This window comes from Sinorhizobium sp. FG01 (genome assembly GCF_002531875.1).
GTDB classification, from domain to species: Bacteria; Pseudomonadota; Alphaproteobacteria; order Rhizobiales; family Rhizobiaceae; genus Sinorhizobium; species Sinorhizobium fredii_C.
Genome location: NZ_NWTB01000009.1, coordinates 22,802 through 49,077, shown reverse-complemented (window position 1 = coordinate 49,077; position 26,276 = coordinate 22,802). Strand labels below are relative to the sequence as shown.

The following is a 26,276-nucleotide window of genomic DNA, read 5'->3' as shown; positions in this document are numbered from 1 at the left end:
CGCTCCGGCCGCTGAAGATCAGCGCCTGCCGCGCGGCGGTCGCGTTCCCGGCCGCTTGCCTGCGTTCATGCGATCGCGGCGGCCGGACTTGTGAAAGGAGCGCATTGCCGTCGGCATCTTTCGCCCTTCGCTCAGCATCTCGAAGCGGAGCGCGCCGGCGAGCGGCACGGCTTCTGCGAGCTTGACGCGGACCGGATCGCCGAGCCGATAGCCAAGTCCGGTTTTTTCGCCGGAAAGGGCCTGATGCGCTTCGTCATAGATGAAGTAGTCGCGTCCGAGCGTAGATATAGGGATGAACCCATCCGCACCATAGGCGGGAAGGGTGACAAATAGTCCCGCCTTGGTGACGCCCGAAACGCGCCCGTCGAACTCCTCGCCGACGCGTCCGCTCAAGTGATGGGCGATCAGCCGGTCGACCGTATCGCGTTCGGCCGCCATCGCGCGCCGCTCAAAGGTGGAGATTTCCGCTGCGATATCGTCGAGCACGCCCTCTTCCTGGTGTGTCAAGCCGCCCTCGCCAAGCCCGAGCGCGCTCACCAGCGCCCGATGCACCACTAGGTCGGCATAGCGCCGAATCGGCGAGGTGAAATGAGCATAGCGCATCAGATTAAGGCCGAAATGGCCGATGTTCTCCGGACTGTAGATCGCCTGGCTTTGCGACCTCAGCACCATCTCGTTGACCATCGTCTCGTAGGGTTTGCCGTCGGCCCGGGCGAGTACGCCGTTGAAATGGTTGGCGCGCATATTGCCGCCTTTGGAGAGCGAGATGTCGAGCGTCGCCAGGAACTCGCGCAGGCTTTCCTGCTTGGCGAGCGACGGCTGGTCATGGACGCGGTAGATCAGTGCCTGGCGTTTCTGTTCCAGCGTCTCCGCGGCGGCGACGTTGGCCTGGATCATCATTTCCTCGATCAGCCTGTGGGCGTCGAGCCGCTCCGGCACGAAGACCCGGTCGACGGTCCCATCCGGCTTCAGGATGATCTTGCGTTCGGGCATGTCGAGCTCGAGCGGCTGGCGCCGTTCCCGCCCGCGGCTGAGAATGCGGTAGCCTTCCCATAGCGGCTTCAGGATCGGTTCCAGGATCGGCCCGGTCTTTTCGTCCGGCGCGCCGTCGATGGCGGCCTGGGCCTGTTGATAGGAAAGCTTGGCGGCGCTGCGCATCATGATGCGGTGGAACGTATGCCCCGCCTTACGGCCCTCCTTGGAGAAGCGCATCCTGACGGCGAGCGCCGGGCGATCGACGCCTTCCTTCAAGGAGCAGAGATCGTTGGAGATTCGCTCGGGCAGCATCGGCACGACGCGATCGGGGAAATAGACGGAATTGCCGCGTTTCAACGCTTCGAGATCGAGAACCGATTTCGGCCGGACGTACCAGGAGACATCGGCGATCGCGACCGTGACGATGACGCCGCCGGGATTGTCGGGCGAGGGGTCCGGTTCGGCATGGACGGCGTCGTCGTGGTCCTTGGCATCGGCCGGGTCGATGGTGACGAGCGGCAGCGAGCGCCAATCCTCGCGATGCGCCATTGTGGCGGCCTCTGCCGCATCGGCCTCCTGCAGCACACGCTCCGGAAAAATGTGAGGAATGCCATGCGCATGGATGGCAATCATCGAGATCGCCTTTTCGGAAGCGACGGAGCCGATGATGTTCTGCACCTGTGCACGCGGCAGGCCGTAGCGGCCGAGGCGGGCGAGATGCACTTCGACGAGGTCGCCGTCCTTGGCCTCGCCGGTGAATTCCGGATCGACGAGGACTTCCTCGCCCCGCTTGTCGATCGGCAGCAGCCGTCCGCCGCCGCCCGGTGTAGCGCGGAAAACGCCGAGCACGGCATCCTTGCGCTTGTCGAGGACCTTGATGATGCGCGCCGTGTAGGCCGGCCCGCCGCGCTCCTTGGCCGGGAAGATCTTGGCAAGCACCCGGTCGCCGAGACCGGCGACGGGTATCTTGCCCTTCGCCTTGCCGACGGCAGACTGCCGGATGAGGACGGCCGGCGCGACGCCGTCGTCGTCGAGCCATTCGGCCGGCCGGCCGATCAATTCGCCGTCGATATCGCGGATCGTGATGTCGAGCACGGTCACCGGCGGCAGGGCGCCGGGGCGAACGAGCGACTTGCGCTTCTTCTCGACCAGCCCGTCCTCTTCCAGCGAGCGCAGCAGCGCCTTGAGTTCGACGCGAGCTTCCCCCTTAAGGCCGAAGGCCTTGGCGATCTCCCGCTTCGAGGCCTGCTGCGGGTTTTCGGCGATGAAGCGCATCAGCATGTCGCGTGACGGAACGGCGCCGTGGATGATCGTTTCCTTTTGGGCGGGCGCCGCCTGGGCCGCGCGCAACTGCTTCTTGCCGGCGCCTCTTGCGGGCCGTTCGGTCGGATCGCGCGGAATTCTGCTCAAGGTCAGTCCTTCTTGGCCTTCGCGGCCGTCTTGCTCTTCGCCTTTGCAGCGGTCTTGGGTTTTCCGGTTTTCGTCGCCGTGCTCTTCGTTGCCGCGGCCGCGGATCGGCCCCTGGCCGACTTGCCCTTCGACACGCCGCTTTTCGCCGCGCGTTCGGCGATCAGTGCGAGCGCCTCTTCGACGCTCACCGATTGCGGATCCTTGCCCTTCGGCAGGGTTGCGTTCACCTTGCCCCAGTTGACATAGGGGCCGAAGCGACCGTCGCGTACCGTAATCGCCCCGCCGTCGGGATGTTCCCCGAGTTCCTTGAGAGCGGCGGCGGTGCGCCCGCGGCCGCCTTCTGCAGCCTTCGACTGCTTGTCGGCGAGTGCAGAAACGGCCCGATTGAGGCCGATCGAGAAGACGTCCTCGACAGACTCCAGATTGGCATAGGTGCCGTCATGCAGCACGAACGGGCCGTAGCGGCCGATCCCGGTCGAGATCATCTTGCCGGTCTCCGGATGCTTGCCGATGTCGCGCGGCAGCGAGAGAAGGGCAAGCGCCTTCTCGTGGTCGATCGTCGCCGGCGTCCAGCCCTTGGGAAGGCTTGCGCGCTTGGCCTCCTTGCCGTCGCCCCGCTGGACATAGGGTCCGAAGCGGCCGCTGCGCAGCGTGATTTCCTCGCCGGTGTGCGGGTCCTTGCCGAGGCTCTGCGGCTCGTTCGACACGGAGGCTTCCGCCTCGCCGTTGCTTTCCGACGAAAGCTGGCGCGTATAATTGCACTCCGGATAGTTGGAGCAGCCGACGAAGGCGCCGTATTTGCCGAGCTTCAGGGAGAGCTTGCCGGTGCCGCAGACCTGGCAGGTCCGCGGGTCGCCGCCGTCTTCGCGATTCGGGAAAACGAGCGGCGCCAGCTCCTCATTGAGCGCATCGAGCACATTGGTGACACGCAGTTCCTTGGTATCCTCGATCTGCGAGAAGAAATCCTTCCAGAACTCGCGCAGCACGTCTTTCCAGTTGAGCTCGCCGGCGGAAATCTGATCGAGCTTCTCCTCAAGCGACGCGGTGAAGTCGTACTCGACATAGCGGGTAAAGAAGCTCTCGAGGAAGGCGGTGACCAGCCGGCCCTTGGCCTGCGGCAACAGCTTGCGCTTGTCGATCGTCACATAGTCGCGGTCGACAAGCGTGCTGATCGTCGCGGCATAGGTAGAGGGCCGCCCGATGCCGAGTTCTTCCATCTTCTTGATCAGCGTCGCTTCCGAATAGCGCGGCGGCGGTTCGGTGAAGTGCTGGGTGGCGTTGATTTTCTGCTTGGCGAGGTTTTCGCGCGCATTGATCTCGGGCAGCCGGCCATCCTCATCGCCGTCGTCCGCCTGCTCGCCGTCTTCCTTCATGTCGGTATAGGCAGCGATGAAGCCGTCGAAGCGGATGACCGAGCCGGTGGCCCGGAGGCCGGCTTTCCTGCCGCCATTGTCGGCCGCGATCTCGGCCGTCGTCCGTTCGATCTCAGCGGAGGCCATCTGGCTGGCGATGCCGCGCTTCCAGATCAGATCGTAGAGCTTCAGCATGTCGCCGTCGAGGAAGCGGCGGACCTGATCGGGCGTGCGGTTGAAGTCGGTCGGCCGGATCGCTTCGTGGGCTTCCTGAGCGTTCTTCGCCTTGGTGGAATAGAAGCGCGGCTTTTCCGGCAGGTAACGGGGCCCGAACTGGCCGCCGATCGCCCGACGCGCTGCATCGATCGCCTCCGGCGCCATCTGTACGCCGTCGGTACGCATATAGGTGATGAGACCGACCGTCTCGCCGCCGACATCGACGCCTTCGTAGAGCTTCTGCGCCACCTGCATGGTGCGCGACGCCGAGAAGCCGAGCTTGGAGGAAGCGGCCTGCTGCAATGTCGAGGTGGTGAAGGGCGGACCGGGATTGCGCTTGACCGGCTTCGCCTCGACGCTCTCGACCACATAACTCGCGCCGTCGAGCAGCGCCTTCAGCCGATTGGCCTCCTCGCCGTTGCCGATCGACTTCGCCTGCAGCCGCTTGCCCTCCGCCGAGACGAGCCGCGCTTCGAACTCGTCGCCGCGCGGCGTCTTCAAGAGCGCCGCGATATTCCAGTATTCCTCCGTGACGAAGCGTTCGATCTCCGCCTCGCGGTCGCAGACGAGCCGCAGCGCCACCGATTGCACGCGGCCGGCCGAGCGCGCGCCGGGCAGCTTGCGCCAGAGAACCGGGGAAAGATTGAAGCCGACGAGGTAGTCGAGCGCGCGGCGGGCGAGATAGGCGTCGACCAGCGAGATATCGATGTCGCGCGGGTCCGCCATCGCATCGAGCACCGCCTTTTTGGTGATGGCATTGAAGACGACGCGCTTGACCGGCTTGTCGCCGATCACCTTCTTTTTCTTGAGGAGATCGAGCACGTGCCAGGAGATCGCCTCACCCTCGCGATCCGGGTCGGTTGCGAGAAACAGCCCGTCCGACGACTTCACGGCGTCGGCAATGTCCTTCATCCGCTTGGCGGAGGCGCCGTCGACTTCCCACGACATTTCGAAATCTTCGTCCGGCCGAACCGATCCATCCTTGGCCGGCAGATCCCGCACATGGCCGAACGAAGCAAGTACCTTGTAGCCGGGGCCGAGATACTTGTTGATCGTCTTGGCCTTGGAAGGCGACTCCACCACTACAACATTCATCGTCATTCTCTGAGACAATCTCTTCTGGCAAGGCGCAGGTGTTGCGCGGCCTTTATGGTGGCCACGAAATGGACAGGGATTCGGGCGCGGTCAAGGGGTTTATCGAAAATAGCGAACCGCAACCAAACCGCAACATTCGATTTTCCGCAACTTCCGGTGGTTCGTTTTGCGACTTCCGCGTGTAGAGCTGCGTTTGCCGCCTATTGCGGTGGCGCGAGGGATACGAGATTGCCGCCGTGGCGGCTGAGCTGGCCGGCAAGATCGAGCTCGAGAAGCACGAGGTGCACCTCGGAGGCGGAAAGGCCGGTGTGGCGGATGATGTCGTCGATCTCGACCGGCGTCGGACCGAGCGCTTCGACGACAAGGGCGCGGCCGCCTCCTCCGGGCGAAGGCATCGTGGGCGGCACGGCGGGCGCATGTTCAGGCACCGGCTCCCGGGCGCTCAGCCGCGAGAATAGATCGTCGCGGCTGAGCGGCGCCAATCCCTCCAGAACGTCGGCGGCGGAGGTGGTGACGATCGCGCCCTGTTTCAGGAGATCGTTCGTGCCGTGACAACGCGGATCGAGCGGTGAGCCCGGTACGGCAAAGACGAGCCGGCCGAAATCGGCCGCATAGCGGGCGGTGATGAGCGAGCCCGAACGGCTGGCGGCTTCAACAATTGCGACGCCGAGGCTGATGCCGGCCACCAGGCGATTTCGTCTTGGAAAATCGCGGGCGCGCGGCTCCCAGCCGAAGGGCATTTCGCTGATCGCCAAGCCCGCTTCCGCGGTGATCTGCTGCAGGAGGCCGACATTTTCGGGCGGATAGGGTTGGTCGAGGCCGCCGGCGAGCGCAGCAATCGTGCCGGTCTCGAGGCTGGCGCGATGGACGGCTGTGTCGATGCCGCGGGCGAGGCCGGAAGTAATGACATAGCCCGCGGCACCGGCGTCGCGCGCGATCATCGCTGCGAATTTCGCGCCGCTGACCGAGGCATTGCGCGAGCCGACGATGCCGAGCGAGGGGCGGCTTGCCGCCTGGAGGTTGCCCTTCATCGCAAGAAGCGGCGGAGCGGCGTCGATTTCCTTGAGCGCCGGCGGATAGTCCGGCTCGCCGATACCGACAAATACCGCGCCGAACCGATGCGCCGCCTCGAGCTCGCGCTCCGCGTCTGCCACCGAGGCGATGCGGAACTGTCGATCCGAGCCGCCGCGCCGCGACAGTTCCGGCAGCGCCTCGAGCGCCGCCTCCGCGGAGCCGAAGTGGTTGACGAGGTTCCGAAAGGTCGCCGGACCGACATTATCGCTGCGGATCAGCCGCAGCCATGCGATTCTCTGCCGCTCCGTCAGCGCGGTTCCGTTACGTCGAGCGATGCCGGCCGGCATTATCCCTTTTCTCCGATCCGGCTTTCCGTACCGCTCAAGAGCCGCTGTATGTTGGCGCGGTGCTTGATCCAGGTGATGACCGTCATCAAGGCGAAGAACAGGGCGATCTTCCCGTATCCGGTGGCGTAGAGTGCAATCGGCATGATCGCGGTGGCAACCAGTGCCGACAGTGAGGAGTATCGGGTGATCTTGGCCGAGACGAGCCAGATCGCGGCAAACGCGGGAACCATCAGAGGCGCAAGGCCGAGCAGGATCCCGATATAGGTGGCGACGCCCTTGCCGCCCTTGAAGGAGAGCCAGACCGGAAAGAGATGGCCGAGAAAGGCGGCGAGGCCAGCGGCGATGCCGGCTTCGACACCCCACAGAGACGCGACCGCGGCCGCTGCCGTTCCCTTCAGCGCATCGAGCAAGAGCGTGGCCCCGGCCAGTTTCTTGTTGCCGGTTCTCAGGACATTCGTCGCGCCGATATTGCCGGAGCCGATCTTGCGCACGTCGCCGAGCCCCGCCATGCGGGTGAGGATCAGGCCGAAGGGGATAGAGCCGAGCAGATATCCGAAGGCGAGGCAGAGAAGTGTTGCGGGCAGCCCCAGCTGCCAGGAAAACAGATCCACCGGTTCCTCCCCCCTAAATGCTTCGGCTCACAATGAATGGACGAGCTTGCCGGCAACATAGGTCTGCACGACCCGGCCGGTAAAGCGTGCATTTTCCAATGGCGTGTTCTTGGAGCGGGAAACCAGCTCCTTTTCGTAGAGGATCCAGGGTTCGTCGAGATCGAGGATGGCTATATCCGCCTTCGCGCCGGGTTTCAGCGTGCCGGCGTCCAGGCCGAAGATCGCGGCAGGACGCGTCGAGAGCGCATCGATAAGCCGTATCAGCGGAACCTGGCCGCTGTGGTGGAGCCGAAGTGCGGCCGCCGCCAGGGTTTCCAATCCGATCGCGCCGTCGGCCGCATCCGCGAAGGGCAGCCGCTTGGTATCGGCGCCCTGCGGGTCGTGCGACGACACGATGATGTCGATCTTGCCGGCGGCAAGCGCCTCGACCATGGCAACCCTGTCGTCTTCGCCGCGCAGTGGCGGGGTCAGCTTGAAGAAGGTCCGGTATTCGCCGATATCATTCTCGTTCAGCGTCAGGTGATTGATCGAGATGCCGCAGGTGACATTCGCCCCGCGTTCTCGTGCCGCATGCACGGCATCCGTCGATTCGGGGACGGAGATCTCGGCGGCGTGATAGGCGGCCATCGTCAGTGCCGCGACGCGCAAATCGCGCTCGAGCGGGATGATCTCGGCCTCGCGCGGAATGCCCGGCAGCCCGAGCCAGCTCGCGAGCAGGCCTTCGTTCATCACGCCGTTGGCGCCGAGGTATTTGTCGCGGGTCTCGAGCGCGACGACGGCGCCGAATTCACGCGCATAGGTCATGGCGCGGCGAAGCACGAGCGTGTCGTGGACAGGCTGCCGGCCGTTGGTGAAGCAGACCGCACCCGCATCGCGGAGCAGCCCGAGCTCGCTCATTTCCACGCCGAGCAGCTCCTTCGTCAGGGCGGCGGCCGGATAGACGTTGACGAGCGCCTTGTCGCGGGCGGTCTTCTGCACGAACTCGACGAGGGCGATCTCGTCGATCACCGGATTGGTGTCGGGCATGGAGATAAAGGACGTGACGCCGCCGGTCGCTGCCGCACGCGCGGCCGACTCGATCGTTTCGCGATATTCGCTGCCCGGTTCTCCGACGAAGACGCGGGCATCGACGAGGCCGGGCACGGCGACGAGGCCGGCACAATCCTTGACGAAGGCGCCCGCCGGGACGCCCTGGTTCACGGCGTCCTTGCCGGCCGCAAGGATCCGTCCGTCGTTGCCGACGACGATCGTGCCGACCTCGTCGAGGTTTCGCGAGGGATCGATGATGCGCAGGTTCTCGAGAACAAGCGGTCTGGTCATAGGCGAGGGCCCTGGTTCTGAGAGAGAAGAAGCGTTTCCATGACGGCCATGCGCACGGCAACGCCCATCTCGACCTGCTGTTCGATGACGCTTTGCGGTCCGTCGGCGATCTCCGACGCAATCTCGACGCCCCGGTTCATCGGGCCAGGGTGCATGACGAGCGCATCGTCCTTCGCCGCCTTCAGCTTTTCCGCGTCCAGCCCGTAATAGTGGAAATACTCCCGCACCGACGGCACGAAGGAACCGGCCATGCGCTCGCGCTGGAGCCGCAGCATCATGACGACGTCCGCATCCTTGAGGCCTTCCGCCATGGATCGATAGACCTCGACACCCATCTGCTCGATGCCGGCGGGGAGCAGAGTCGCCGGGGCGACGACGCGAACGCGCGCTCCCATCTGATTGAGCAGCAGGATGTTCGAGCGGGCGACGCGCGAATGCAGGACGTCGCCGCAGATCGCCACGATGATCCGCGACAGCTTCCCCTTGGCGCGGCGGATCGTCAGCGCGTCGAGCAGCGCCTGGGTCGGATGCTCGTGCTGGCCGTCGCCGGCGTTGACGACGGAGCAGGAGACCTTCTGCGCAAGCAGTGCCGCGGCGCCGGCCGACGAGTGGCGAACGACCAGCACGTCCGGATGCATCGCGTTCAGCGTCATCGCCGTGTCGATCAGCGTCTCGCCCTTCTTCACCGAGGAGTTGCCGACCGACATGTTCATGACGTCTGCGCCAAGCCGCTTGCCGGCCAGTTCGAAGGACGATTGCGTGCGGGTCGATGCTTCGAAGAAGAGATTGATCTGCGTCAGCCCGCGGAGCGAAGACGTTTTCTTCTCCCGCTGCCGGGAGATCTTCACGGCTTGGTCGGCGCGATCGAGGAGGAGCGTGATGTCCTGTTCCGTCAGCCCCTTGATGCCAAGCAGGTGGCGATGCGGGAAAGTGATCATGAGCCGCCCTTGCATGCTGGAATTTGGCTCGCTCTATAGAACGTGGCCCTTGGCACGGCAAGTGGCGCGGCAAGCGACGCACAGGGGCTTCCGAAGAAAACGAGCGGCGGCCATGGTTCTTGTCCGCGGGCCTGTTTCGTACCCGCGAAACTTGCGCTAGAACCGGCCTCATGAATCAGATGAACCGGACCGAACAGAAACTCGCCGAACTGAACCAGCCGAAGCCCTGGTCCGGTATCAATGCCTACCGTTCCGACCCCCTAGTGGTCGACATCACGTCAAGCATGTCGAAGACGCTTCGTGACGAGTTCGACGCGCTCGGCCGCTATGTGACCACGCCCGAGGCGCAGGAACTGGCGCGCATGGCGAATGACGGCGTGCCGAAGCTCAAGACCCACGGGCCGCGCGGCGAACGTCTCGATGTCGTCGAGTTCCACCCGGCCTGGCATGCGCTGATGCGCCGGTCGATGACAACCGGATTGCACTCTTCCGCCTGGGAGAATCTGCCGGACGAGCGCGGTCGGTCGCACAAGGTGAGGGCGCTGCGCTTCTATTTGACGGCGCAGCTCGAATGCGGCCATCTCTGCCCGCTGACGATGACCAGCGCTTCCGTCGCCGCGATCACCGCCTCGCCGGCTGTCCAGAAGGAGTGGGCGCCGAAGATCCTGTCGCGCAAATACGACTCGACCAACCGGCCCTGGATGCAGAAGTCCGCGGTGACGATCGGCATGGGCATGACAGAGAAGCAGGGCGGCACGGATGTGCGCGCCAATACCTCGACCGCCGAACGGGTCGGCGAGGGGATCTACCGTCTGAACGGCCACAAATGGTTTATGTCGGCGCCGATGAGCGACGCCTTCGTCATGCTGGCGCAGACCCGCGAGGGGCTCGGCTGTTTCCTGGTGCCGCGGCTGCTCGAGGACGGCGCCGCCAACGGGTTGCGCTTCCAGCGCCTCAAGGACAAGCTCGGCAACCGTTCCAATGCCTCGTCGGAGGTCGAATTCTCGGACACTTTCGGCTTCCTGCTCGGCACGCCGGATGCCGGCATTCGCACGATCCTCGACATGGTGACGCTGACCAGGCTCGATTGCGCGCTCGCTTCGGCCGGGATGATGCGAGCCTCGCTCGCCGAGGCCGTGCACCATACCCGCGGCCGCAAGGTCTTCGGCAAGACGCTCGTCAGCCAGCCGATGATGACGCGGGTTCTCGCCGACATGGCGCTCGACGTCGCCGCCGCAAGCGCGCTGTCGTTCCGCCTCGCCGAAGCCTTCGACAATGCGCACAGCAGCGCCGAGGATGCGGCCTACGCCCGGATCATGACGCCCGTCGCGAAATACTGGTGCTGCAAGATCGCCCCCGCCTTGATCTACGAGGCGATGGAGTGCCTCGGCGGCAATGGCTACGTGGAAGAGCGGGCGCTTGCCCGGCACTATCGCGAAGCGCCGGTCAATGCGATCTGGGAGGGTTCCGGAAACGTCATGGCGCTCGACGTTTTGCGCGTGCTCGGTCGCCGCAAGGAGCTCTTCGAGCAGTTGTTCGCCGTCTTCAGCCGCGATCTCGGACCCTCCGGCCCCAAGACGATCGACGTGCTGCGCGCCGCCATGTCGCTTTGCGAGCGCGACGAAGGCGCGGCGCGCATGCTGGTCGAACAGCTGGCGCTGGCGGCCGCCGCCGCCGAGCTCTATCGGTTGGGTGCCGGCCGCATCGCCGATGCCTTCCTGGAGTCGCGATTGGCCGCCGGTTGGCGCGCGACCTACGGCATGCTCGATTCCCGCTTCGACTCCGCCTATGTGCTCGATCTTCTCTATCCCGCCGCGGCGTAGCCGGTGACGAAAAGGACAAGCGGTATCGTGAAGAACGACAGGGCCGTCTGTATCGTAGCGACGGCGGCGTAGAGCTCCGCGTCTCCCCCCATCTGTTTGGCGAGAATATAGCCGTTCATGGCCGTCGGTACGGCAGCGCCGAGGCCGATGATCACCAGGGCATCGCCGTCGATGCCGAGGAGTGCGCTTCCGGCAACCATGAAGATCGGCATGACGATCAGTTTCAGTGCGACCGCCAGGACGGCGGGTGCGCTTGGCTTCAGGGCGTCGGCGATCTTCAATCCGGCGCCCACCAGAATCAGGCCCAGGCTGAGCGAGGCGCTCGCCAGCATGTCGATCGTCCGCATGACCGGCGAATAGACCTCGATCCCCGCAAGATTGCATAGGATGCCGAGTGCCGATGCGATGATGAGTGGGTTGGTGACGATCCGCAGGAAAAACAGGCCGATACCGCGGCTGCCGCCGCCGAACCAGACGAGCACGGCGACATTGTAGAAGTTGATCGGGATGATGATCAGCGCCATCACCAGAGCGGTCAGACTCAGTCCAAGTGCGCCATAGAGCTTTTCAGCGATGGCGAGCGCTATGAAGGCATTCCAACGCGTCGCAGTCTGGAAGATCGAGGTGAAGGTGGCGCCGGAAATGCCGTTATTGCGCAGGAGGGGCCAGGCAAGCAGGACAGCGATCGACATCAGCGTGACGCTGCCAATTGCCGCGACGGCCGTCGCGTCGGCCCTCATTCCCGTGAAATCCGCCTTCGCCAGGGTCGAAAAGAGCAGCGCGGGAAAGAGAAAGTAGTAGCCGAACTGCTCGAGCCCCACCCAGAGCTCCTGATCGATGAGCCGCGAACGGCGGAGCCAGACGCCCAGCAATACGAGCAGAAAGACGGGCAGGATGCTTTCGAAAATGGCGGTCATCGCGGCTCATGCAGGTGGAGGGGTCAGGTGGGCGGGGGCAAGGAAATCGGCGCGCCTTTCGCTCTATCTATTAAAGCCGGCCGGGTGAGTGCCGCAAGCCGGCTCGGCTTGTGAATATTAACCTTAACAGATGGTTTACGTTGCAGAGAACCGGCGATGGCGGAGATACTGGCGTCAGTTCAATGACGTTCGGAATGGAGCGGTTCGGTGAGAACTGGCTTGATGATCATCATGATGATGTTTTTCGCTGCGCTGGCGCTCGACATAGCGACGCTCGCCGCCGGGCTGGTCGCCTTTGTCCTTGCCGACCGCGCCATCTACCCGGTGCTCAGCGGCTGGGCCGAGGGGAGGGGCGACGCATGAAGTGGCTCATGGTCTTCTGGGGCGGCCCGGTGATCCTGCTGACCGGCTGGTACTCGCTCTCCTATTACGACATGAGCTTCGGCATCTTCATGCTGACGCGCGAGGCGCATGACCTCGTCTTCCGCCTCTACGGCCACATCCTAGGTATCCCGCCGGAGAGCATTCCGCCGCTCGTTGCGCGGGCAATGGTTGTCGATACAATCGTCCTTTTCGGCCTCGTCGCGCTGCGCAAGCACCGGCAAATTGCAACCTGGCTACGCGCCCGCTTCGGCGGCGCGACATCTCAGCCGGCCGAGCTATCCGCCCTGCCGAGGGATGCCAATCTGTCGAGCGCCCCCTGAAGGATGAAGGAGGCGGCGGCCGAGTCGATGCGCTCGGCGCGTTTCCTGCGCGACACGTCCATTTCGATCAGCACCCGCTCGGCCGCGACCGTCGAAAGCCGTTCGTCCCAGAGCACGAAGGGAATATCGGTCTTCTCGCCCATATTGCGCACGAAGGCGCGCGTCGCCTGGCAGCGCGGCCCTTCCGTTCCGTCCATGTTGACCGGCAGGCCGATGACAAAGGCGCCGACCTTTTCTTTTTCCGCGATCGCCAGCAGCGCTTGCGCATCGACGCCGAACTTGGTGCGCCGAATCACCTCGCGCGGCGTTGCAAAGCGCCGTCCGAGATCGGATACGGAGAGGCCGATCGTCTTGGTGCCGAGATCGAGACCGGCGATCGCCTGATGTGGCGGCAGCCGGCCGGCGAGTTCTTCGATGGTGAGAATTGTCATGGGTTTGGCCGATTCGATCTTTTCGCTTCGCTGGTCTGATCCATATGCTTGTCCGGCAGATAAATCGATGACCTTTATGGCTTGCTTCGAAGCCGCCATGATTTCAGGGAGAACGTCATGAAGATCAAATGGCTGGGCCATTCCGCCTTTCACATCGAAACCGCGAGGGCGAAGATCCTGATCGATCCGTTCTTCACCGGCAATCCGGCGTTCCGCGACAGCGAACGCCGGACGGCGACCGCCGGGCTGACCCATATCCTGCTGACGCACGGGCATGGCGACCACGTCGGCGACACGGTGGCGATCGCCAAGGAGACCGGCGCCACCGTCGTCGCCAACTTCGACCTGTGCATGTGGCTCGGGCGGCATGGCATTTCGAAGATGGAGCCCGGCAATACTGGCGGCACGATCCGGCTCGGCGCCTTCTCGGCCACCTTTGTCAATGCCTTGCATTCCTCGGCGCAGATTACCGAGGATGGCGTTTCGCATTGCCTCGGCAATGCGAATGGCCTTGTCCTCCATTTTGATGACGAGCCGACGCTCTATCACATGGGAGACACGGACATTTTCTCCGACATGGCTCTGATCCAAGAGTTGCACGAGCCGGATATCGGCATCGTGCCGATCGGCGACCGCTTCACCATGGGCGGTGCGGTGGCGGCGCTCGCCTGCCAACGCTATTTCGAATTCAACACCGCCATTCCCTGCCACTATGGCTCGTTTCCGATCATCGATCAGACGCCGGAGACCTTCGTCACCGGCATGGACGGCACCTCGACCCTGGTCGCGACGCCCGAGGTCGGAGGCGTGGTCACCGCCTGACGAAGGAGAGCGTGAAGCGCAGGGGCCGGCTCGCCGACGTTTGCCCCAGTTGCACGTTGTGCAACTCGCCTTTATAGCGGGGGAAACTTTGAGATACCGGAGACGACCATGTCCGTTGACCTTGCCACCGTGAAGCGTGTCGCGCGCCTCGCCCGCATCGCCGTCAGTGACGAGGAAGCCGAACGGATGACCGGCGAGCTCAACGGCATCCTCGGCTTCGTCGAGCAGCTTTCCGAAGTGGACGTCGATGGCGTCGAGCCGATGACATCGGTGACGCCTATGGAGATGAAGAAGCGGGACGACATTGTCGCCGACGGCGGCAAGGCCGCCGACATCGTGGCCAATGCGCCGAATTCGGATCGCAACTTCTTCCTCGTTCCCAAAGTGGTCGAGTAAGAGCCGCTTCCCGCCGCCCGCGTCCAGATTCGAAAGTTCGATTGCACCATGACCGACCTGACCCGCCTCACGATCGCCGAAGCCCGCACCAAGCTTTCCGCAAAGGAAATCACCGCGGTCGAATTGACCGATGCCTATATCGCAGCGATCGAGGCAGCCAATGAGACGATCAACGCCTATGTCACCGTGACGCCGGAAAAGGCGCGCGAGATGGCCAAGGCTTCCGATGCCCGTATCGCCGCCGGCAATGCCGGTGCTCTCGAAGGCATCCCGCTCGGCATCAAGGACCTCTTCGGTACCGAAGGCGTGCACACCCAGGCCTGCAGCCACATCCTCGACGGCTTCAAGCCGCGCTATGAGTCGACCGTTACTCAGAATCTCTGGAACGATGGCGCGGTCATGCTCGGCAAGCTGAACATGGACGAGTTCGCCATGGGCTCGTCCAACGAGACCTCCTATTACGGTGCGGTCAAGAACCCGTGGCGCCCCAAGGGATCGAACATGGATCTCGTGCCTGGCGGCTCCTCCGGCGGTTCCGCGGCTGCAGTTGCGGCCCAACTCTGCGCAGGCGCGACGGCAACCGACACCGGCGGTTCCATTCGCCAGCCGGCGGCCTTCACCGGCACCGTCGGCATCAAGCCGACCTATGGCCGCTGCTCGCGCTGGGGCATCGTCGCCTTCGCCTCCTCGCTCGACCAGGCCGGTCCGATCGCCCGCGACGTGCGCGATGCGGCGATCCTTCTGAAGTCGATGGCGAGCGTCGATTCCAAGGACACGACCTCCGTCGACCTTCCGGTTCCGGACTACGAGGCGTCGATCGGCCAGTCGATTAAGGGCATGAAGATCGGCATTCCGAAGGAATACCGCGTCGACGGTATGCCCGAGGAGATCGAGTCGCTCTGGCAGCAGGGCATCGCCTGGCTGAAGGAAGCCGGTGCCGAGATCGTCGATATCACGCTGCCGCATACGAAATACGCGCTGCCCGCCTATTACATCGTTGCACCGGCCGAAGCGTCGTCCAACTTGGCGCGCTACGACGGTGTGCGCTATGGCTTGCGTGTCGACGGCAAGGACATCGTCGACATGTATGAGAAGACGCGCGCCGCCGGCTTCGGTCGCGAGGTCAAACGCCGCATCATGATCGGCACCTATGTGCTGTCGGCGGGCTACTACGACGCCTATTATCTGCGCGCTCAGAAGGTCCGCACCCTGATTAAGCGCGACTTCGAGCTTGCTTTCCAGGCAGGCGTCGATGCGATCCTCACCCCGGCCACGCCGTCTTCAGCCTTCGGCATCGCCGATGAGGATCTCGCGTCCGATCCGGTCAAGATGTACCTGAACGACATCTTCACGGTAACGGTCAACATGGCCGGATTGCCGGGCATTGCCGTCCCCGGCGGGCTCGATCACAAGGGACTGCCGCTTGGCCTGCAATTGATCGGCAAGCCTTTCGACGAAGAAACGCTGTTCAAGACGGCCCATGTCATCGAACAGGCCGCCGGCCACTTCACGCCGGCAAAGTGGTGGTAACTGGCGCCAGCTTCCGCCGGCAATAGTCAAGCGGCGCCGGAAATGATGTAATGCAGGCGGGAAGGGGCTCTGCCGCATGATCGTCATCCGTCACGCTCGCCAGAACGAGACCGGTCTCCTTGCGGCGATCGGGATCAGGGCTTGGGCAAAGGCGATTGCGGGACTGGCCGATGCCGCAGCAATGCGCGTGGCAGCTGAGCGCGCCTTTGTCGATTTCCTCGCGAAGCACTGGCTTTCCGTTCTCCTGATCGAGGAAGAGAACCGTATCTGCGGCTGGGCCGCCCGCGAGGATCTCGACAGCACGATCTCCGATCTCTGGATCGATCCCGGCGCGCAGGGAAGGAGTCTCGGCAAAGCGCTGCTGGCCGACATGGAGCAGCGCATGGTGGCTGAAGGATTTGATGTCGCAAACGCCAGGACGCATGCGCAGAACGCGTCCGCGGTCGCCTTCTTCCAAAGCGCCGGCTACCGGGTAAAGTGGCTGTCGACCGCCTATTCGCAGAAGCTCGACCGCGACATGGAATTCATCGGTCTCTCCAAGCAATTATAGGCGACGGCAGGAGCCAAACCGGACATGACTGTCATCTCCGGTTTGCAACCGGATGGTTACATGCCTACAGCGCCTCGCGTCTTATCAGGCGCGCAAAGGCGCTGTAGCACTTTGAATTGCTGCACGTCTTTGTCCTTAAACCGAGGTCGATTTTAAGGACACAGCAGTAGGGGTCACCGGTTGTCGAGTTCGGAGCGGACCAAATAGAGCCCGCGTTCGGTAATGCGATAGGGCCTTCCGCACGACGACTTGATCGCCCTCTTGCGTTTCAGCTTGCGAAAGAGCTCGAGGCTGACGCCGGGATAAACCCAGCCGTCGCGTGTGAAGCAGCGGATCTCGGCGATCGTCTTGCCTTCCCGCCTGATTTCAATGCGGCCGCCCTGGGCCAAATGGTGAAGAATGCGCTGTTCGGCGCGCGAAATGTCCATGTCTTGAGTGTTCCGGAATGGCGTTCTTCAGAACGCAGGAAAACGGTCCGCCGATCGTGAGATGGGTGGGGTTCGCGTTTCCGGCCCGTGCGCGCAGTTCGTGATGAATGCGGGCAGGGCCCTTACCGGGACTCAGACTGAAGGAACATAAAGACTCCGTTCGGACAGGTATCTTCTAAAAGACGACCGCAATAACGTCAAGGTTGCAAGGTCCGGCGGCGTTGAGATCAGTGCGGGCGGGTGCGCTTGGCCGTAGCGCGCCTCACAAGCCTTGCACCGCTGAACCAATTGCTCTACCGAGAAACGTCAAAATTCAGGCTTCAAAGAAGAGCATGAGATGAGCATCGTCGACGTCCGCACTCCCGATCCGAAACGCTTCATCCCCGGCGCCACCGGCGACTGGGAGGTCATCATCGGCATGGAGGTTCATGCTCAGGTGCTGAGCAATTCGAAGCTGTTCTCCGGAGCGTCGACCGAGTTCGGAAGCGCGCCCAATGCCAATGTCTCGCTCGTCGATGCGGCCATGCCCGGCATGCTGCCGGTGATCAACGAGGAATGCGTCAAGCAGGCCGTACGCACCGGACTCGGGCTGAAAGCCAAGATCAACCACCGCTCGATCTTCGACCGGAAGAACTATTTCTATCCGGACCTGCCGCAGGGCTACCAGATCTCGCAGTACAAGGATCCGATCGTCGGCGAAGGCAAGATCACGATTTCGATCGGTCCGGACCGCCAAGGCCAGTTCGAGGATGTCGAGATCGGCATCGAGCGCCTGCACCTGGAACAGGATGCCGGAAAGTCGATGCACGACCAGCATCCCTCCATGTCCTATGTCGATCTCAACCGCTCCGGCGTGGCGCTGATGGAGATCGTCTCGAAGCCGGACCTGCGCTCGTCGGACGAGGCCAAGGCCTATCTCACCAAGCTGCGCTCGATCGTGCGCTATCTCGGCACCTGTGACGGCAACATGGACGAGGGCTCCATGCGCGCCGATGTCAACGTCTCGGTGCGCCGCCCGGGCGAGGCGTTCGGCACGCGCTGCGAGATCAAGAACGTCAACTCCATCCGCTTCGTCGGCCAGGCGATCGAGTACGAGGCCCGTCGCCAGATCGCGATTCTCGAGGATGGCGGCACGATCGACCAGGAGACGCGGCTCTTCGACCCGAACAAGGGCGAGACCCGCTCAATGCGCTCCAAGGAGGATGCGCACGATTACCGCTATTTCCCCGATCCGGATCTGTTGCCGCTCGAGTTCGACGACGCCTTTGTGGAGGCGCTCGAGGCCGATCTGCCGGAGCTGCCGGACGACAAGAAGGAACGTTTCGTACGCGACCTCGGGCTGTCGGTCTATGATGCCTCGGTTCTCGTCTCGGAAAAGGCGATCGCCGACTACTTCGAGGCAGTGGCCGAAGGGCGCGACGGCAAGATTGCCGCCAACTGGGTGATCAACGACCTGTTGGGCGCCTTGAACAAAGCCGGCGAAGCCATTGAAGAGACTCCGGTTTCGCCGACCCAGCTCGGCGGCATCATCGATCTCATCAAGGCGGGGACGATCTCCGGCAAGCTCGCCAAGGATCTCTTCGAGATTCTCTGGAACGAGGGTGGCGACCCGGCCGAAATCGTCGAGAGCCGCGGCATGAAGCAGGTTACCGACACCGGCGCCATCGAGAAGGCGGTTGATGAAATCATCGCCGCCAACCCGGACCAGGTGGAGAAGGCCAAGGCGAAGCCGTCGCTGGCCGGCTGGTTCGTCGGCCAGGTAATGAAGGCGACCGGCGGCAAGGCCAACCCGCAGGCCGTGCAGGCTCTCGTCAAGTCCAAGCTCGGCATCGAAGAGTGACGATGTTCTTCGTCCGCACGGCGAGCGAGCGCGACCTCGAGAAGGTGCGCGCTCTGCTTGTCGAGACTTGGCATGCGACCTATGACAGCCTCTATGGCGTCGACAAGGTTAACGAACTGACGGTCAAGTGGCACTCGCTTGATGCCCTGAGGGCTCGGCTGCGACGCAAGAATGGGGAATTCGTCGTTGCGGACAATGGCAAGGAGATCGCCGGCATGGGCTTTGCGGCGATGTCGGAGACGCTTGCAAAGACCGCCATTCTTCATCAGCTCTACGTCCTGCCGAAATACCAGCGGCAGGGCATCGGCGGCGACATGTTCGCCGAACTCGAAACCTGTTTTCCGGATGCCGAGCGCATGCGGCTGGAGGTCGAGCCGGAGAACCTGAAGGCGCTCGCCTTTTATCGGGCGCATGGCTTCTCGGACGTGGGAAAGACGGCCAACTGCGGAGAGGACGACTCCGGTGTGCCAGCGCTGGTTCTTGAAAAGCGCCTTTCCTGATCTGCCGGGTGCCCGGCGCTCCACATGCGCTGTCACAACGCTGTCGCCTCACCATGTTTGATGCGCCACCTGAATTCTATATGTCGGGGTAGCACGGTCATGGAATTAGTGATTCGCAAAGCTGAACGCGAAGACCTGCCGGCGATCATTGCCCTGTTTGCAAATGACACCCTTGGCGGTCACGGCGACACGATCGACGCCGAAGCCTTTGCCGATTATCTGGCCGCTTTCGAGCGGATCAAGGCCTCGACGCACCAGGCGCTCTACGTCGCCTGCGTCGGTGGCGAGGTCGTCGGGACTTTCCAGACGGCACTCTCGATATCGCTTCCCGGGCGCGGCAGTTCCAGCCTGGTGATCGAGGCCGTGCAGACCAGGGAAGATATGCGCGGCCGTGGTATCGGTGAACGGATGGTCCGCCACGCCATTGCCGAGGCGCGGGAAAAGGGTGCCGCGAAAGTGCGGCTGACGTCCAACGCGTCGCGAGTCGACGCCCATCGCTTCTATGAACGCCTTGGTTTCGAGCGCAGCCATTTCGGCTTCAATATGCCGGTGAAATGACCGCCGGGCCGGTGGAATCACTGGACAAGGCCACTGGACAAGGCATGAGTGGCACGGCATAAGCGGGGACGCGATTTGATATCCGGCCGCCCCTTCGATCGGCCGGCAAGGGACGAATGCCTATGAAGCTCCTGCTGCAGATTTTCACCTGGTGGAACGGACAGACGATCGGTACGCGCTTCCATACCTGGCGGCATGGCCAGCGTGTCGGTGAAGACGAGTTCGGCAATGTCTACTATCAGGGCGGCACGGATTCCGAGGGCCGCACGCGGCGCTGGGTGATCTATAACGGCCCGGCCGAGGCCTCTGCCATTCCTCCAGGCTGGCACGGCTGGATGCATCATCGCACCGACATTTCGCCCGCCGACGAAAAATACGCCGCACGCGAATGGCAGCAGCCGCACCGCCCGAACCCGACCGGCACGCCCAACGCCTATCGGCCGAAGGGTTCGCTCGCCAATGCAGGCCTGCGCCCGCGCGTGACCGGCGACTACGACGCCTGGACGCCGCGCTCCTAGTCGCAATCGGGCCGCCGCCCCGATCTCGACTCTCGAGCATTGATCACGGCGCAGCCACATTTTCGGTTTAGCGCCTGAGGGCTATCCAGGAAAAACAGCATCGCAGGGGATTGGCGGGAATGGCAGGTTTCTGTCTGCGGAATTTGATCGGCCGGACGGCCCGAAGCATCGGCCTTGCATTTCTTCTGGCCCTGCCGTTGATTTCCTCCGTCGAGCCGGCGCGCGCCGCGCGCCTCTCGAACGCCGTCGCGGTCTTTTCCGGCATCGACAAGATCACCGGCCGCATCACCACCTTCGACGTCTATATCGGCGAGACGGTGCAGTTTGGCGCTCTGCAGGTGACCCCGCATGTCTGCTACAGCCGCGACGAGACGGAGGCACCGAAGACCACCACTTTCGTAGATGTCGACGAGATCACGCTCGACCGAAAGATCCGCCGCATCTTCACCGGCTGGATGTTTGCCGACAGCCCGGGCCTCAACGCCGTCGAGCACCCCGTCTATGACGTGTGGCTCCAGTCCTGCAAGCCAAACTCCGACGTTCCTCCGCCGGATACAGCGGCGAAGCAGTAGGGCGCCCTTCTACCCAAATGCATGCTGAGGGCGTCGGTTTGCCTGAAAGACGCCTGCTCCGCCGTGTTGACTAAAATTCGAGATTCGGCGAGGCGATAGCCCGGGCGAGCAGCAGGTCATATTCGGCCTTCGGCACGTCCACAGCGCCGAAGGATTTCAAATGGTCGGTGGTAAACTGGGTGTCGAGCAGCTGGAAGTGCTTTGCGCGAAGCCTCTCGACAAGATGGACAAGGCAGATTTTCGAAGCGTCGGTGCGTAGCGAGAACATGCTCTCGCCGAAGAAGGCCGCCCCGAGCGAGACACCGTAGAGGCCGCCAACGAGCCTGTCGCCCTCCCAGGCTTCGACGCTATGGGCGTAGCCCATGCGGTGCAATGCCGCGTAGAGGGAACGGATCTTGTCGTTGATCCACGTGGTCGGCCGACCCGGCGCGGGCTGCGCGCATCCCTCGACGACCGATTCGAAAGCCGTATCGAAGCGGATATCGAAGGGCCGCTTGCGGATTCGCTTGGCGAGACTGTGAGAGATGTGAAACCGATCCAGCGGGATGACGCCGCGAATCTCCGGCTCGACCCAGAAGAGCTCCGGATCGTCTGCCGAATCGGCCATTGGAAACAGGCCGATGGAATAGGCGCGCAACAACATGTCCGGGGTGATTTCCGGTTGTTTGCTGCGCGGTCCTTTCAATCTCGTACCCTATGCGGACGTTGCGGCCAGATGATGCTCCAGCCAGTGAATATCGTAATCACCGTTGGCGATATCCTGATTGTTTATCAGGTCTTGGAAAAGCGGCAACGTCGTCTTTATTCCGTCGATGACAAACTCGTCGAGCACGCGGCGCAGACGCATCATGCATTCGACGCGGGTCCGGCCGTGGACGATCAGCTTGCCGATCAGGCTGTCATAATAGGGTGGGATGCGGTAGCCCTGGTAGGCGCCGCTGTCGACCCGCACCCCGAGACCGCCGGGCGCGTGGAAATGCGTGATCGTACCCGGGGAGGGAACGAAGGTGCGCGGATCCTCGGCATTGATGCGGCATTCGATGGCGTGGCCGGAGAAGACGACGTCTTCCTGCTTGACCGAAAGGCCGGCGCCCGATGCCACGCGGATCTGCTCATGCACCAGGTCGATGCCGGTGATCGCTTCGGTGATCGGATGCTCGACCTGCAAGCGCGTGTTCATTTCGATGAAATAGAACTCGCCGTCCTCGTAGAGAAACTCGATCGTGCCGGCGCCGCGATACTTCATCTTCTTCATTGCGTCGGCGCAGACCTGGCCGATCTTCATGCGCTGCTCGACGTTGAGCGCCGGGGAGTTGGCTTCTTCCCAGACCTTCTGGTGGCGGCGCTGCAGCGAGCAGTCGCGTTCGCCGAGATGGATCGCATTGCCTTCGCCGTCGCCGACGATCTGGATCTCGATATGGCGCGGCTTTCCGAGAAACTTCTCCATATAGACCGCGTCATTGCCGAAGGCGGCTGCGGCCTCGGAACGTGCCGTTGCGACGGCGTGCTCGAGGTCTTCCTCGGTTCTGGCGACCTTCATGCCGCGCCCGCCGCCGCCGGCGGTCGCCTTGATCAGGACCGGAAAGCCGATCTCGCGGGCGACTTTCAGCGCGTTCTCCGGCTTCACCTCGCCGTCGGAGCCGGGAACGACCGGGATTCCGAGCTCTTCCGCCGTCTTCTTGGCGGTGATCTTGTCGCCCATCAGCCGGATGTGCTCCGCCGTCGGGCCGATGAAGGTGATGCCGTGCGCTTCGAGGATATCCGCGAACTTGGCATTCTCAGAAAGAAAGCCGTAACCGGGATGCACCGCATCCGCGCCGGTGATCTCGCAGGCGGCGACGATCTGATGGATGTTCAGATAGCTCTCGCGCGACGGCGGCGGCCCGATGCAGACGCTCTCGTCTGCGAGCCGCACGTGCATGGCGTCGCTGTCTGCAGTCGAATGCACGGCGACGGTCGCGATGCCGAGCTCCTTGCAGGCGCGCAGCACGCGGAGCGCGATTTCGCCGCGATTGGCAATGAGGATTTTCGAGATCATCGCCAACGCGCCTTATTCGATCACGATCAGGGGTTCGCCAAATTCGACGGGGGCGGCATCCTGCACGAGAATTTCCGTCACCTTGCCCGAGCGCGGCGCCGGAATCTGGTTCATCGTCTTCATCGCCTCGATGATCAGGATCGTCTGGCCTTCCTTGACGGTCGCGCCGACTTCGATGAACGGGCGGGCGCCGGGAGCGGGAGCGAGATAGGCCGTGCCGACCATTGGCGCGGTTACCGCATTCTTGGCATTGTGGCCGCCTTCTGCTGCGACGGGCGCAGCCATCGGCGCGGGTGCAGCGGCAACGGCCGCCGGCAGCTGATAGCTGGGCATTGCCGCCATGGGCATGGCGACAGGCGTGCCGTTCCGCGAGACGCGGATGCGCAGATCGTCCTGTTCCACTTCGATCTCGGTCAGGTCGGTATCCTTGAGGATATTGGCGAGATCGCGGATCAGCGCCTGATCGATACCGGGTTTCTTGTCAGCCATGGGATATGAGCCTCGTGTACTTCTTATTTCGACGTGTTTGTCAGGTTCTTTAGCGCATGCAGCGCCAGAATGTAACTCTGCGCGCCGAAGCCGCAGATCACGCCCTTGACGGCCGGCGCAATCATCGACTTGTGGCGGAATTCCTCGCGCGCATGGATGTTGGAAAGATGCAATTCGACGACGGGGACGGTGATGGCACGAATGGCATCGTGCATGGCAATCGACGTGTGCCCGTAGGCGGCCGGATTGATGGCGACGCCGGCGGCCTTTTCGCCGGCCTCGTGCAGCCAGTCGACCAGCACGCCTTCGATGTTGGATTGGCGGAAATCGACGTCGAAGCCCAGGAGCTTCCCCTCCGCTTTGCACATCGCCTCGATATCGGCCAGGGTCTGGCCGCCGTAGATGCCTGGTTCGCGCTTGCCGAGGGCATTCAGGTTTGGGCCGTTCAGCACAAAAATCGTGGAGGGCATAAGGGATTCCGGTCCGATGATGGGAGGGTTACCTATAGACCGATGGTTCGGCGAGGGAAAGCCCCCCGGTCTCCCGGGGGATTTGTCCACAAGTCATAGGCGGATGGGAAAGGCTGAACGACGTGACGCGTTCCGCTTCGGCTGTCAGCAGGTGGTCTTGCCGCACTCGCGCATGTTGGCGACCTTCCCGGTGATTTCGGCGGCGCCGACGGCGCCGTAAACCGCCTCGTTGCCGATGACGTAGGAGGGGGTGCCGGTGATGCCGAGATCGTTGGCGAGCATGTAGGCTTCGCGCACCGCGGCGTCATTCGGATCGTCTTCCATTTTGTCGCGCAATTGCTCTTCGGTAACGCCGAGCTTGGCGGCAACGGCGATCGCCGTTTCCTCCGTCGCCCGCTCCTCGGCGCCGAGCAGGGCGCGGTGGAAGTCGCCGTATTTCTCCGGCGCGATCGAGCGGAAGGCGGCGCTGACCTTGTGCGCGGCAAGCGAGTCGGGGCCGAGAATCGGGAGTTCCTTCAAGACAAAACGGACATTCTTGTCGTTGGCGATGATCTCGTCCATGTCCGAGAGCGCCCGTTTGCAGTAGCCGCAATTATAGTCGAAGAATTCGACGATGGTGATGTCGCCCTTGGGGTTACCGAGCGTAACGTCGTAGGCGGAATTAAAGATCGCCTTTTCGTTCTTGGCGATCGCCGCTTGCGAAGCTTCCTGCTGCTTGGAGCGCTGCTTGGCGGACAGGGCTTCCTGCACTTCCAGCATGATTTCCGGATTGGCGATGAGATATTCCTTGATGAAGGCGCCGATCTCTTCCTTCTGCTTTGCATCGAGCGCCGCCGCGGATTGGGGCAGGGCAATGCCGGCTGCAAGCGCGATCAGCGCTCCGGCGGCAATCATCTTCTTCCTGAGCGTCATCATTCCCTCGTTGTCTTCTCGTACCTGTCTGTCGCCCATTTCGCACTGCCGCGTCAACGCATCTTCATAGACAACGACGATAGCGAGCCTGCCGTCGAAAGCGAGCATAGGGTGCGCGGGCGCGAAACGAAACGGCAAAATCGGCCGAATTGCGGCGCTCCCATACTTGTGAAGCGTGCAGCGATCGGGCAAAGGGCGGGCGTCCAGTCAACTTGCGAGGGTCAGCCATTGGCACAGATGTCGAAACGCAGCGCCGTCGAACCGTTCCATGCCATGGATGTATTGGCGGAAGCGACGCGTCGCCGCGATGCCGGCCATCCCGTCATCTCGATGGCGGTCGGCCAGCCGGCCCATCCCGCCCCAAAGGCCGCGCTGGAGGCGGCGCGGCGGGCGCTGGAGCACGGCCGCCTCGGCTATACCGACGCCCTCGGGACCCTCTCGCTGAAGCGGGCAATCGCCGCCCACTATCAGAGCCGCCACGGCATCGCGCTTGATCCGCAGCGGGTTGCGATCACCACCGGCTCCTCCGCGGGCTTCAATCTGGCCTTCCTGGCTCTCTTCGATCCGGGCGATTGCGTCGCCATCGCCCGGCCCGGGTATCCTGCCTACCGCAATATCATGGCCGCGCTCGGCCTGAGCGTGGTCGAGATCGAAGCCAACGCCGATACAGGTTTTACGCTCACGCCCGAAAGCCTGGAGCGGGCGGCGGCGCAGGCCGGCAAGCCTCTGAAGGGGGTGCTTCTTGCCAGCCCTGCAAACCCGACCGGCACAGTCACGGGAAGGGAGCGTCTCAAGGCGCTCGCCGACTATTGCCGCGCCCGATCGATCGCCTTCATCTCCGACGAGATCTATCACGGGCTGACCTTTGCCGGCGAGGAGACCTCGGTCCTCGAGATCGCCGACGATGCGGTCGTCATCAATTCGTTTTCGAAATATTATTGTATGACCGGCTGGCGCATCGGCTGGATGGTGCTGCCGGAGGCTCAGGTGCGTGTCTTCGAGCGCATTGCCCAGAGCCTCTATATTTCGCCGCCGGAGCTCTCCCAGGTTGCCGCGGAGGCCGCCCTCGGCGCGCATGAGGAATTGGATGGTTACAAGCGGGCCTATGCCGCCAATCGCGACCTCCTGCTGACGCGTTTGCCGGAGATGGGCTTTTCGATCGCTTCACCGATGGACGGCGCCTTCTATGCCTATGTCGACGTCAGCCGCTTCACCAACGACAGCATGGCCTTCGCCCGTCGCATGCTCGCCGAGATCAATGTCGCCGCCACGCCCGGCTTCGATTTCGATCCGCTCGAAGGGCATCGCAGCATGCGTTTTTCCTATGCCGGCGCGCCCGCCGAAATGGCCGAAGCGATGGACCGCATTGCGCATTGGTTGAAATAACCGCCTTCGGGTCGGGCGCGTCGACCGCTACTACAGCGCCGCGCGTCTTATCAGACGCGCAAAGGTCCCTGTAGCACTTTGAATTACTGCATGCTTCCCTAAATCGAGGTCGAT

General features: G+C 63.2%; 27 protein-coding genes. 13 read left to right on the top strand and 14 right to left on the bottom strand.

The window, feature by feature from the left end:
- Positions 1–18: 18 nt before the first annotated feature.
- The 6 genes from rnr to CO656_RS16255 form a co-directional block, all read right to left on the bottom strand.
- Positions 19–2,385, bottom strand: coding sequence for a ribonuclease R (gene rnr / locus CO656_RS16280; protein ID WP_097526414.1), 2,367 nt, complete (start codon positions 2,383–2,385; stop codon positions 19–21).
- Positions 2,386–2,387: 2 nt separating this feature from the next.
- The gene (gene topA, locus CO656_RS16275; protein WP_097526553.1) at positions 2,388–5,048 is read right to left on the bottom strand and encodes a type I DNA topoisomerase; all 2,661 of its coding nucleotides are present in this window, start codon (positions 5,046–5,048) and stop codon (positions 2,388–2,390) included.
- Positions 5,049–5,248: 200 nt separating this feature from the next.
- Entirely contained in the window at positions 5,249–6,409 is a 1,161-nt protein-coding gene (gene dprA, locus CO656_RS16270; protein WP_097526413.1) for a DNA-processing protein DprA, read from the bottom strand.
- A complete protein-coding gene (gene plsY, locus CO656_RS16265) occupies positions 6,409–7,020 on the bottom strand; it encodes a glycerol-3-phosphate 1-O-acyltransferase PlsY (protein WP_097526412.1) in 612 nt (203 codons plus the stop codon). Before plsY ends, dprA begins: the two co-directional genes overlap by 1 nt.
- A gap of 27 nt (positions 7,021–7,047) precedes the next feature.
- Positions 7,048–8,340, bottom strand: a complete 1,293-nt coding sequence (locus CO656_RS16260; RefSeq protein WP_097526411.1) for a dihydroorotase — start codon at positions 8,338–8,340, stop codon at positions 7,048–7,050.
- Positions 8,337–9,278, bottom strand: coding sequence for an aspartate carbamoyltransferase catalytic subunit (locus CO656_RS16255; protein WP_097526410.1), 942 nt, complete (start codon positions 9,276–9,278; stop codon positions 8,337–8,339). The genes CO656_RS16260 and CO656_RS16255 overlap by 4 nt, the downstream gene beginning before the upstream one ends.
- Positions 9,279–9,448: 170 nt before the next feature.
- Between CO656_RS16255 and CO656_RS16250 the strand changes: the two genes are divergently transcribed.
- Positions 9,449–11,101, top strand: a complete 1,653-nt coding sequence (locus tag CO656_RS16250) for an acyl-CoA dehydrogenase family protein (protein WP_037414179.1) — start codon at positions 9,449–9,451, stop codon at positions 11,099–11,101.
- On the opposite strand, the gene CO656_RS16245 is transcribed toward CO656_RS16250, so the two are convergent.
- Positions 11,083–12,018, bottom strand: a complete 936-nt coding sequence (locus CO656_RS16245; protein WP_097526409.1) for an AEC family transporter — start codon at positions 12,016–12,018, stop codon at positions 11,083–11,085. The genes CO656_RS16250 and CO656_RS16245 overlap by 19 nt on opposite strands.
- Before the next feature lie 207 nt (positions 12,019–12,225).
- Here CO656_RS16245 and CO656_RS30235 point away from each other — a divergent pair, with 207 nt between their 5' ends.
- Positions 12,226–12,381 (top strand): hypothetical protein, encoded by a 156-nt coding sequence (locus tag CO656_RS30235; RefSeq protein ID WP_176536593.1) that lies wholly within the window; start codon positions 12,226–12,228, stop codon positions 12,379–12,381.
- On the top strand, positions 12,378–12,722 hold the full coding sequence (locus CO656_RS30230; protein ID WP_176536615.1) for a DUF6105 family protein: 345 nt from the start codon (positions 12,378–12,380) through the stop codon (positions 12,720–12,722). Before CO656_RS30235 ends, CO656_RS30230 begins: the two co-directional genes overlap by 4 nt.
- Here CO656_RS30230 and ruvX read toward each other — a convergent pair.
- A complete protein-coding gene (ruvX, locus tag CO656_RS16235; protein ID WP_097526552.1) occupies positions 12,665–13,153 on the bottom strand; it encodes a Holliday junction resolvase RuvX in 489 nt (162 codons plus the stop codon). The genes CO656_RS30230 and ruvX overlap by 58 nt on opposite strands.
- 117 nt (positions 13,154–13,270) lie before the next feature.
- On the opposite strand from ruvX, the gene CO656_RS16230 reads away from it, so the two are divergent.
- The 4 genes from CO656_RS16230 (at position 13,271) to CO656_RS16215 (ending at position 16,451) form a co-directional block, all read left to right on the top strand.
- Positions 13,271–13,975, top strand: a complete 705-nt coding sequence (locus tag CO656_RS16230; protein ID WP_037414185.1) for a metal-dependent hydrolase — start codon at positions 13,271–13,273, stop codon at positions 13,973–13,975.
- A 108-nt stretch (positions 13,976–14,083) separates the two neighbouring features.
- Complete coding sequence (gatC, locus tag CO656_RS16225) at positions 14,084–14,371, top strand: Asp-tRNA(Asn)/Glu-tRNA(Gln) amidotransferase subunit GatC (protein WP_037414187.1); 288 nt, start codon at positions 14,084–14,086, stop codon at positions 14,369–14,371.
- 48 nt (positions 14,372–14,419) lie between these two features.
- Entirely contained in the window at positions 14,420–15,901 is a 1,482-nt protein-coding gene (gene gatA / locus CO656_RS16220) for an Asp-tRNA(Asn)/Glu-tRNA(Gln) amidotransferase subunit GatA (RefSeq protein ID WP_097526407.1), read from the top strand.
- Between the two features lie 76 nt (positions 15,902–15,977).
- A complete protein-coding gene (locus tag CO656_RS16215) occupies positions 15,978–16,451 on the top strand; it encodes a GNAT family N-acetyltransferase (RefSeq protein ID WP_097526406.1) in 474 nt (157 codons plus the stop codon).
- Positions 16,452–16,624: 173 nt separating this feature from the next.
- Here the strand turns inward: CO656_RS16215 and CO656_RS16205 are convergent, their stop codons facing one another.
- A complete protein-coding gene (locus CO656_RS16205; RefSeq protein ID WP_037414193.1) occupies positions 16,625–16,879 on the bottom strand; it encodes a YjhX family toxin in 255 nt (84 codons plus the stop codon).
- 337 nt (positions 16,880–17,216) lie between these two features.
- On the opposite strand from CO656_RS16205, the gene gatB reads away from it, so the two are divergent.
- The 5 genes from gatB to CO656_RS16180 all read left to right on the top strand — a co-directional run bounded on the left by gatB (position 17,217) and on the right by CO656_RS16180 (position 20,867).
- A complete protein-coding gene (gene gatB, locus CO656_RS16200; protein WP_097526405.1) occupies positions 17,217–18,719 on the top strand; it encodes an Asp-tRNA(Asn)/Glu-tRNA(Gln) amidotransferase subunit GatB in 1,503 nt (500 codons plus the stop codon).
- 2 nt (positions 18,720–18,721) lie between these two features.
- Positions 18,722–19,219, top strand: coding sequence for a GNAT family N-acetyltransferase (locus CO656_RS16195; protein WP_097526404.1), 498 nt, complete (start codon positions 18,722–18,724; stop codon positions 19,217–19,219).
- 99 nt (positions 19,220–19,318) lie between these two features.
- Positions 19,319–19,777, top strand: a complete 459-nt coding sequence (locus tag CO656_RS16190; RefSeq protein ID WP_097526403.1) for a GNAT family N-acetyltransferase — start codon at positions 19,319–19,321, stop codon at positions 19,775–19,777.
- Positions 19,778–19,899: 122 nt separating this feature from the next.
- A complete protein-coding gene (locus CO656_RS16185; protein WP_037414202.1) occupies positions 19,900–20,295 on the top strand; it encodes an NADH:ubiquinone oxidoreductase subunit NDUFA12 in 396 nt (131 codons plus the stop codon).
- Between the two features lie 119 nt (positions 20,296–20,414).
- The gene (locus tag CO656_RS16180) at positions 20,415–20,867 is read left to right on the top strand and encodes a DUF2155 domain-containing protein (RefSeq protein WP_037414205.1); all 453 of its coding nucleotides are present in this window, start codon (positions 20,415–20,417) and stop codon (positions 20,865–20,867) included.
- A 70-nt stretch (positions 20,868–20,937) separates the two neighbouring features.
- Here the strand turns inward: CO656_RS16180 and aat are convergent, their stop codons facing one another.
- From aat to CO656_RS16155, 5 genes are all read right to left on the bottom strand, one after another.
- A complete protein-coding gene (gene aat / locus CO656_RS16175; protein ID WP_037414207.1) occupies positions 20,938–21,552 on the bottom strand; it encodes a leucyl/phenylalanyl-tRNA--protein transferase in 615 nt (204 codons plus the stop codon).
- A 9-nt stretch (positions 21,553–21,561) separates the two neighbouring features.
- The gene (gene accC, locus CO656_RS16170) at positions 21,562–22,905 is read right to left on the bottom strand and encodes an acetyl-CoA carboxylase biotin carboxylase subunit (RefSeq protein ID WP_037383004.1); all 1,344 of its coding nucleotides are present in this window, start codon (positions 22,903–22,905) and stop codon (positions 21,562–21,564) included.
- 12 nt (positions 22,906–22,917) lie between these two features.
- A complete protein-coding gene (gene accB / locus CO656_RS16165) occupies positions 22,918–23,394 on the bottom strand; it encodes an acetyl-CoA carboxylase biotin carboxyl carrier protein (protein WP_037414209.1) in 477 nt (158 codons plus the stop codon).
- 23 nt (positions 23,395–23,417) lie between these two features.
- A complete protein-coding gene (aroQ, locus tag CO656_RS16160) occupies positions 23,418–23,864 on the bottom strand; it encodes a type II 3-dehydroquinate dehydratase (RefSeq protein ID WP_037414211.1) in 447 nt (148 codons plus the stop codon).
- A gap of 144 nt (positions 23,865–24,008) precedes the next feature.
- Complete coding sequence (locus tag CO656_RS16155) at positions 24,009–24,776, bottom strand: DsbA family protein (protein ID WP_097526551.1); 768 nt, start codon at positions 24,774–24,776, stop codon at positions 24,009–24,011.
- 228 nt (positions 24,777–25,004) lie between these two features.
- Here CO656_RS16155 and CO656_RS16150 point away from each other — a divergent pair, with 228 nt between their 5' ends.
- Positions 25,005–26,162: an aminotransferase class I/II-fold pyridoxal phosphate-dependent enzyme gene (locus tag CO656_RS16150; RefSeq protein ID WP_083853864.1), complete on the top strand. Its 1,158-nt coding sequence runs from the start codon at positions 25,005–25,007 to the stop codon at positions 26,160–26,162.
- The last annotated feature ends 114 nt before the right edge of the window (positions 26,163–26,276 follow it).

Coding starts and splice junctions, on each gene's coding strand:
- CO656_RS16215 (WP_097526406.1), top strand. CDS start 15,978: ATGATCGTCATCCGTCACGCTCGCCAGAACGAGACCGGTCTCCTTGCG.
- accC (WP_037383004.1), bottom strand. CDS start 22,905: ATGATCTCGAAAATCCTCATTGCCAATCGCGGCGAAATCGCGCTCCGC.
- CO656_RS16190 (WP_097526403.1), top strand. CDS start 19,319: ATGGAATTAGTGATTCGCAAAGCTGAACGCGAAGACCTGCCGGCGATC.
- CO656_RS30230 (WP_176536615.1), top strand. CDS start 12,378: ATGAAGTGGCTCATGGTCTTCTGGGGCGGCCCGGTGATCCTGCTGACC.
- gatA (WP_097526407.1), top strand. CDS start 14,420: ATGACCGACCTGACCCGCCTCACGATCGCCGAAGCCCGCACCAAGCTT.
- CO656_RS16255 (WP_097526410.1), bottom strand. CDS start 9,278: ATGATCACTTTCCCGCATCGCCACCTGCTTGGCATCAAGGGGCTGACG.
- CO656_RS16180 (WP_037414205.1), top strand. CDS start 20,415: ATGGCAGGTTTCTGTCTGCGGAATTTGATCGGCCGGACGGCCCGAAGC.
- gatC (WP_037414187.1), top strand. CDS start 14,084: ATGTCCGTTGACCTTGCCACCGTGAAGCGTGTCGCGCGCCTCGCCCGC.
- CO656_RS16230 (WP_037414185.1), top strand. CDS start 13,271: ATGAAGATCAAATGGCTGGGCCATTCCGCCTTTCACATCGAAACCGCG.
- dprA (WP_097526413.1), bottom strand. CDS start 6,409: ATGCCGGCCGGCATCGCTCGACGTAACGGAACCGCGCTGACGGAGCGG.
- CO656_RS16155 (WP_097526551.1), bottom strand. CDS start 24,776: ATGACGCTCAGGAAGAAGATGATTGCCGCCGGAGCGCTGATCGCGCTT.
- accB (WP_037414209.1), bottom strand. CDS start 23,394: ATGGCTGACAAGAAACCCGGTATCGATCAGGCGCTGATCCGCGATCTC.
- ruvX (WP_097526552.1), bottom strand. CDS start 13,153: ATGACAATTCTCACCATCGAAGAACTCGCCGGCCGGCTGCCGCCACAT.
- CO656_RS16195 (WP_097526404.1), top strand. CDS start 18,722: ATGTTCTTCGTCCGCACGGCGAGCGAGCGCGACCTCGAGAAGGTGCGC.
- aroQ (WP_037414211.1), bottom strand. CDS start 23,864: ATGCCCTCCACGATTTTTGTGCTGAACGGCCCAAACCTGAATGCCCTC.
- CO656_RS16205 (WP_037414193.1), bottom strand. CDS start 16,879: ATGGACATTTCGCGCGCCGAACAGCGCATTCTTCACCATTTGGCCCAG.
- topA (WP_097526553.1), bottom strand. CDS start 5,048: ATGAATGTTGTAGTGGTGGAGTCGCCTTCCAAGGCCAAGACGATCAAC.
- CO656_RS16185 (WP_037414202.1), top strand. CDS start 19,900: ATGAAGCTCCTGCTGCAGATTTTCACCTGGTGGAACGGACAGACGATC.
- CO656_RS16260 (WP_097526411.1), bottom strand. CDS start 8,340: ATGACCAGACCGCTTGTTCTCGAGAACCTGCGCATCATCGATCCCTCG.
- gatB (WP_097526405.1), top strand. CDS start 17,217: ATGAGCATCGTCGACGTCCGCACTCCCGATCCGAAACGCTTCATCCCC.
- CO656_RS16250 (WP_037414179.1), top strand. CDS start 9,449: ATGAATCAGATGAACCGGACCGAACAGAAACTCGCCGAACTGAACCAG.
- CO656_RS16245 (WP_097526409.1), bottom strand. CDS start 12,018: ATGACCGCCATTTTCGAAAGCATCCTGCCCGTCTTTCTGCTCGTATTG.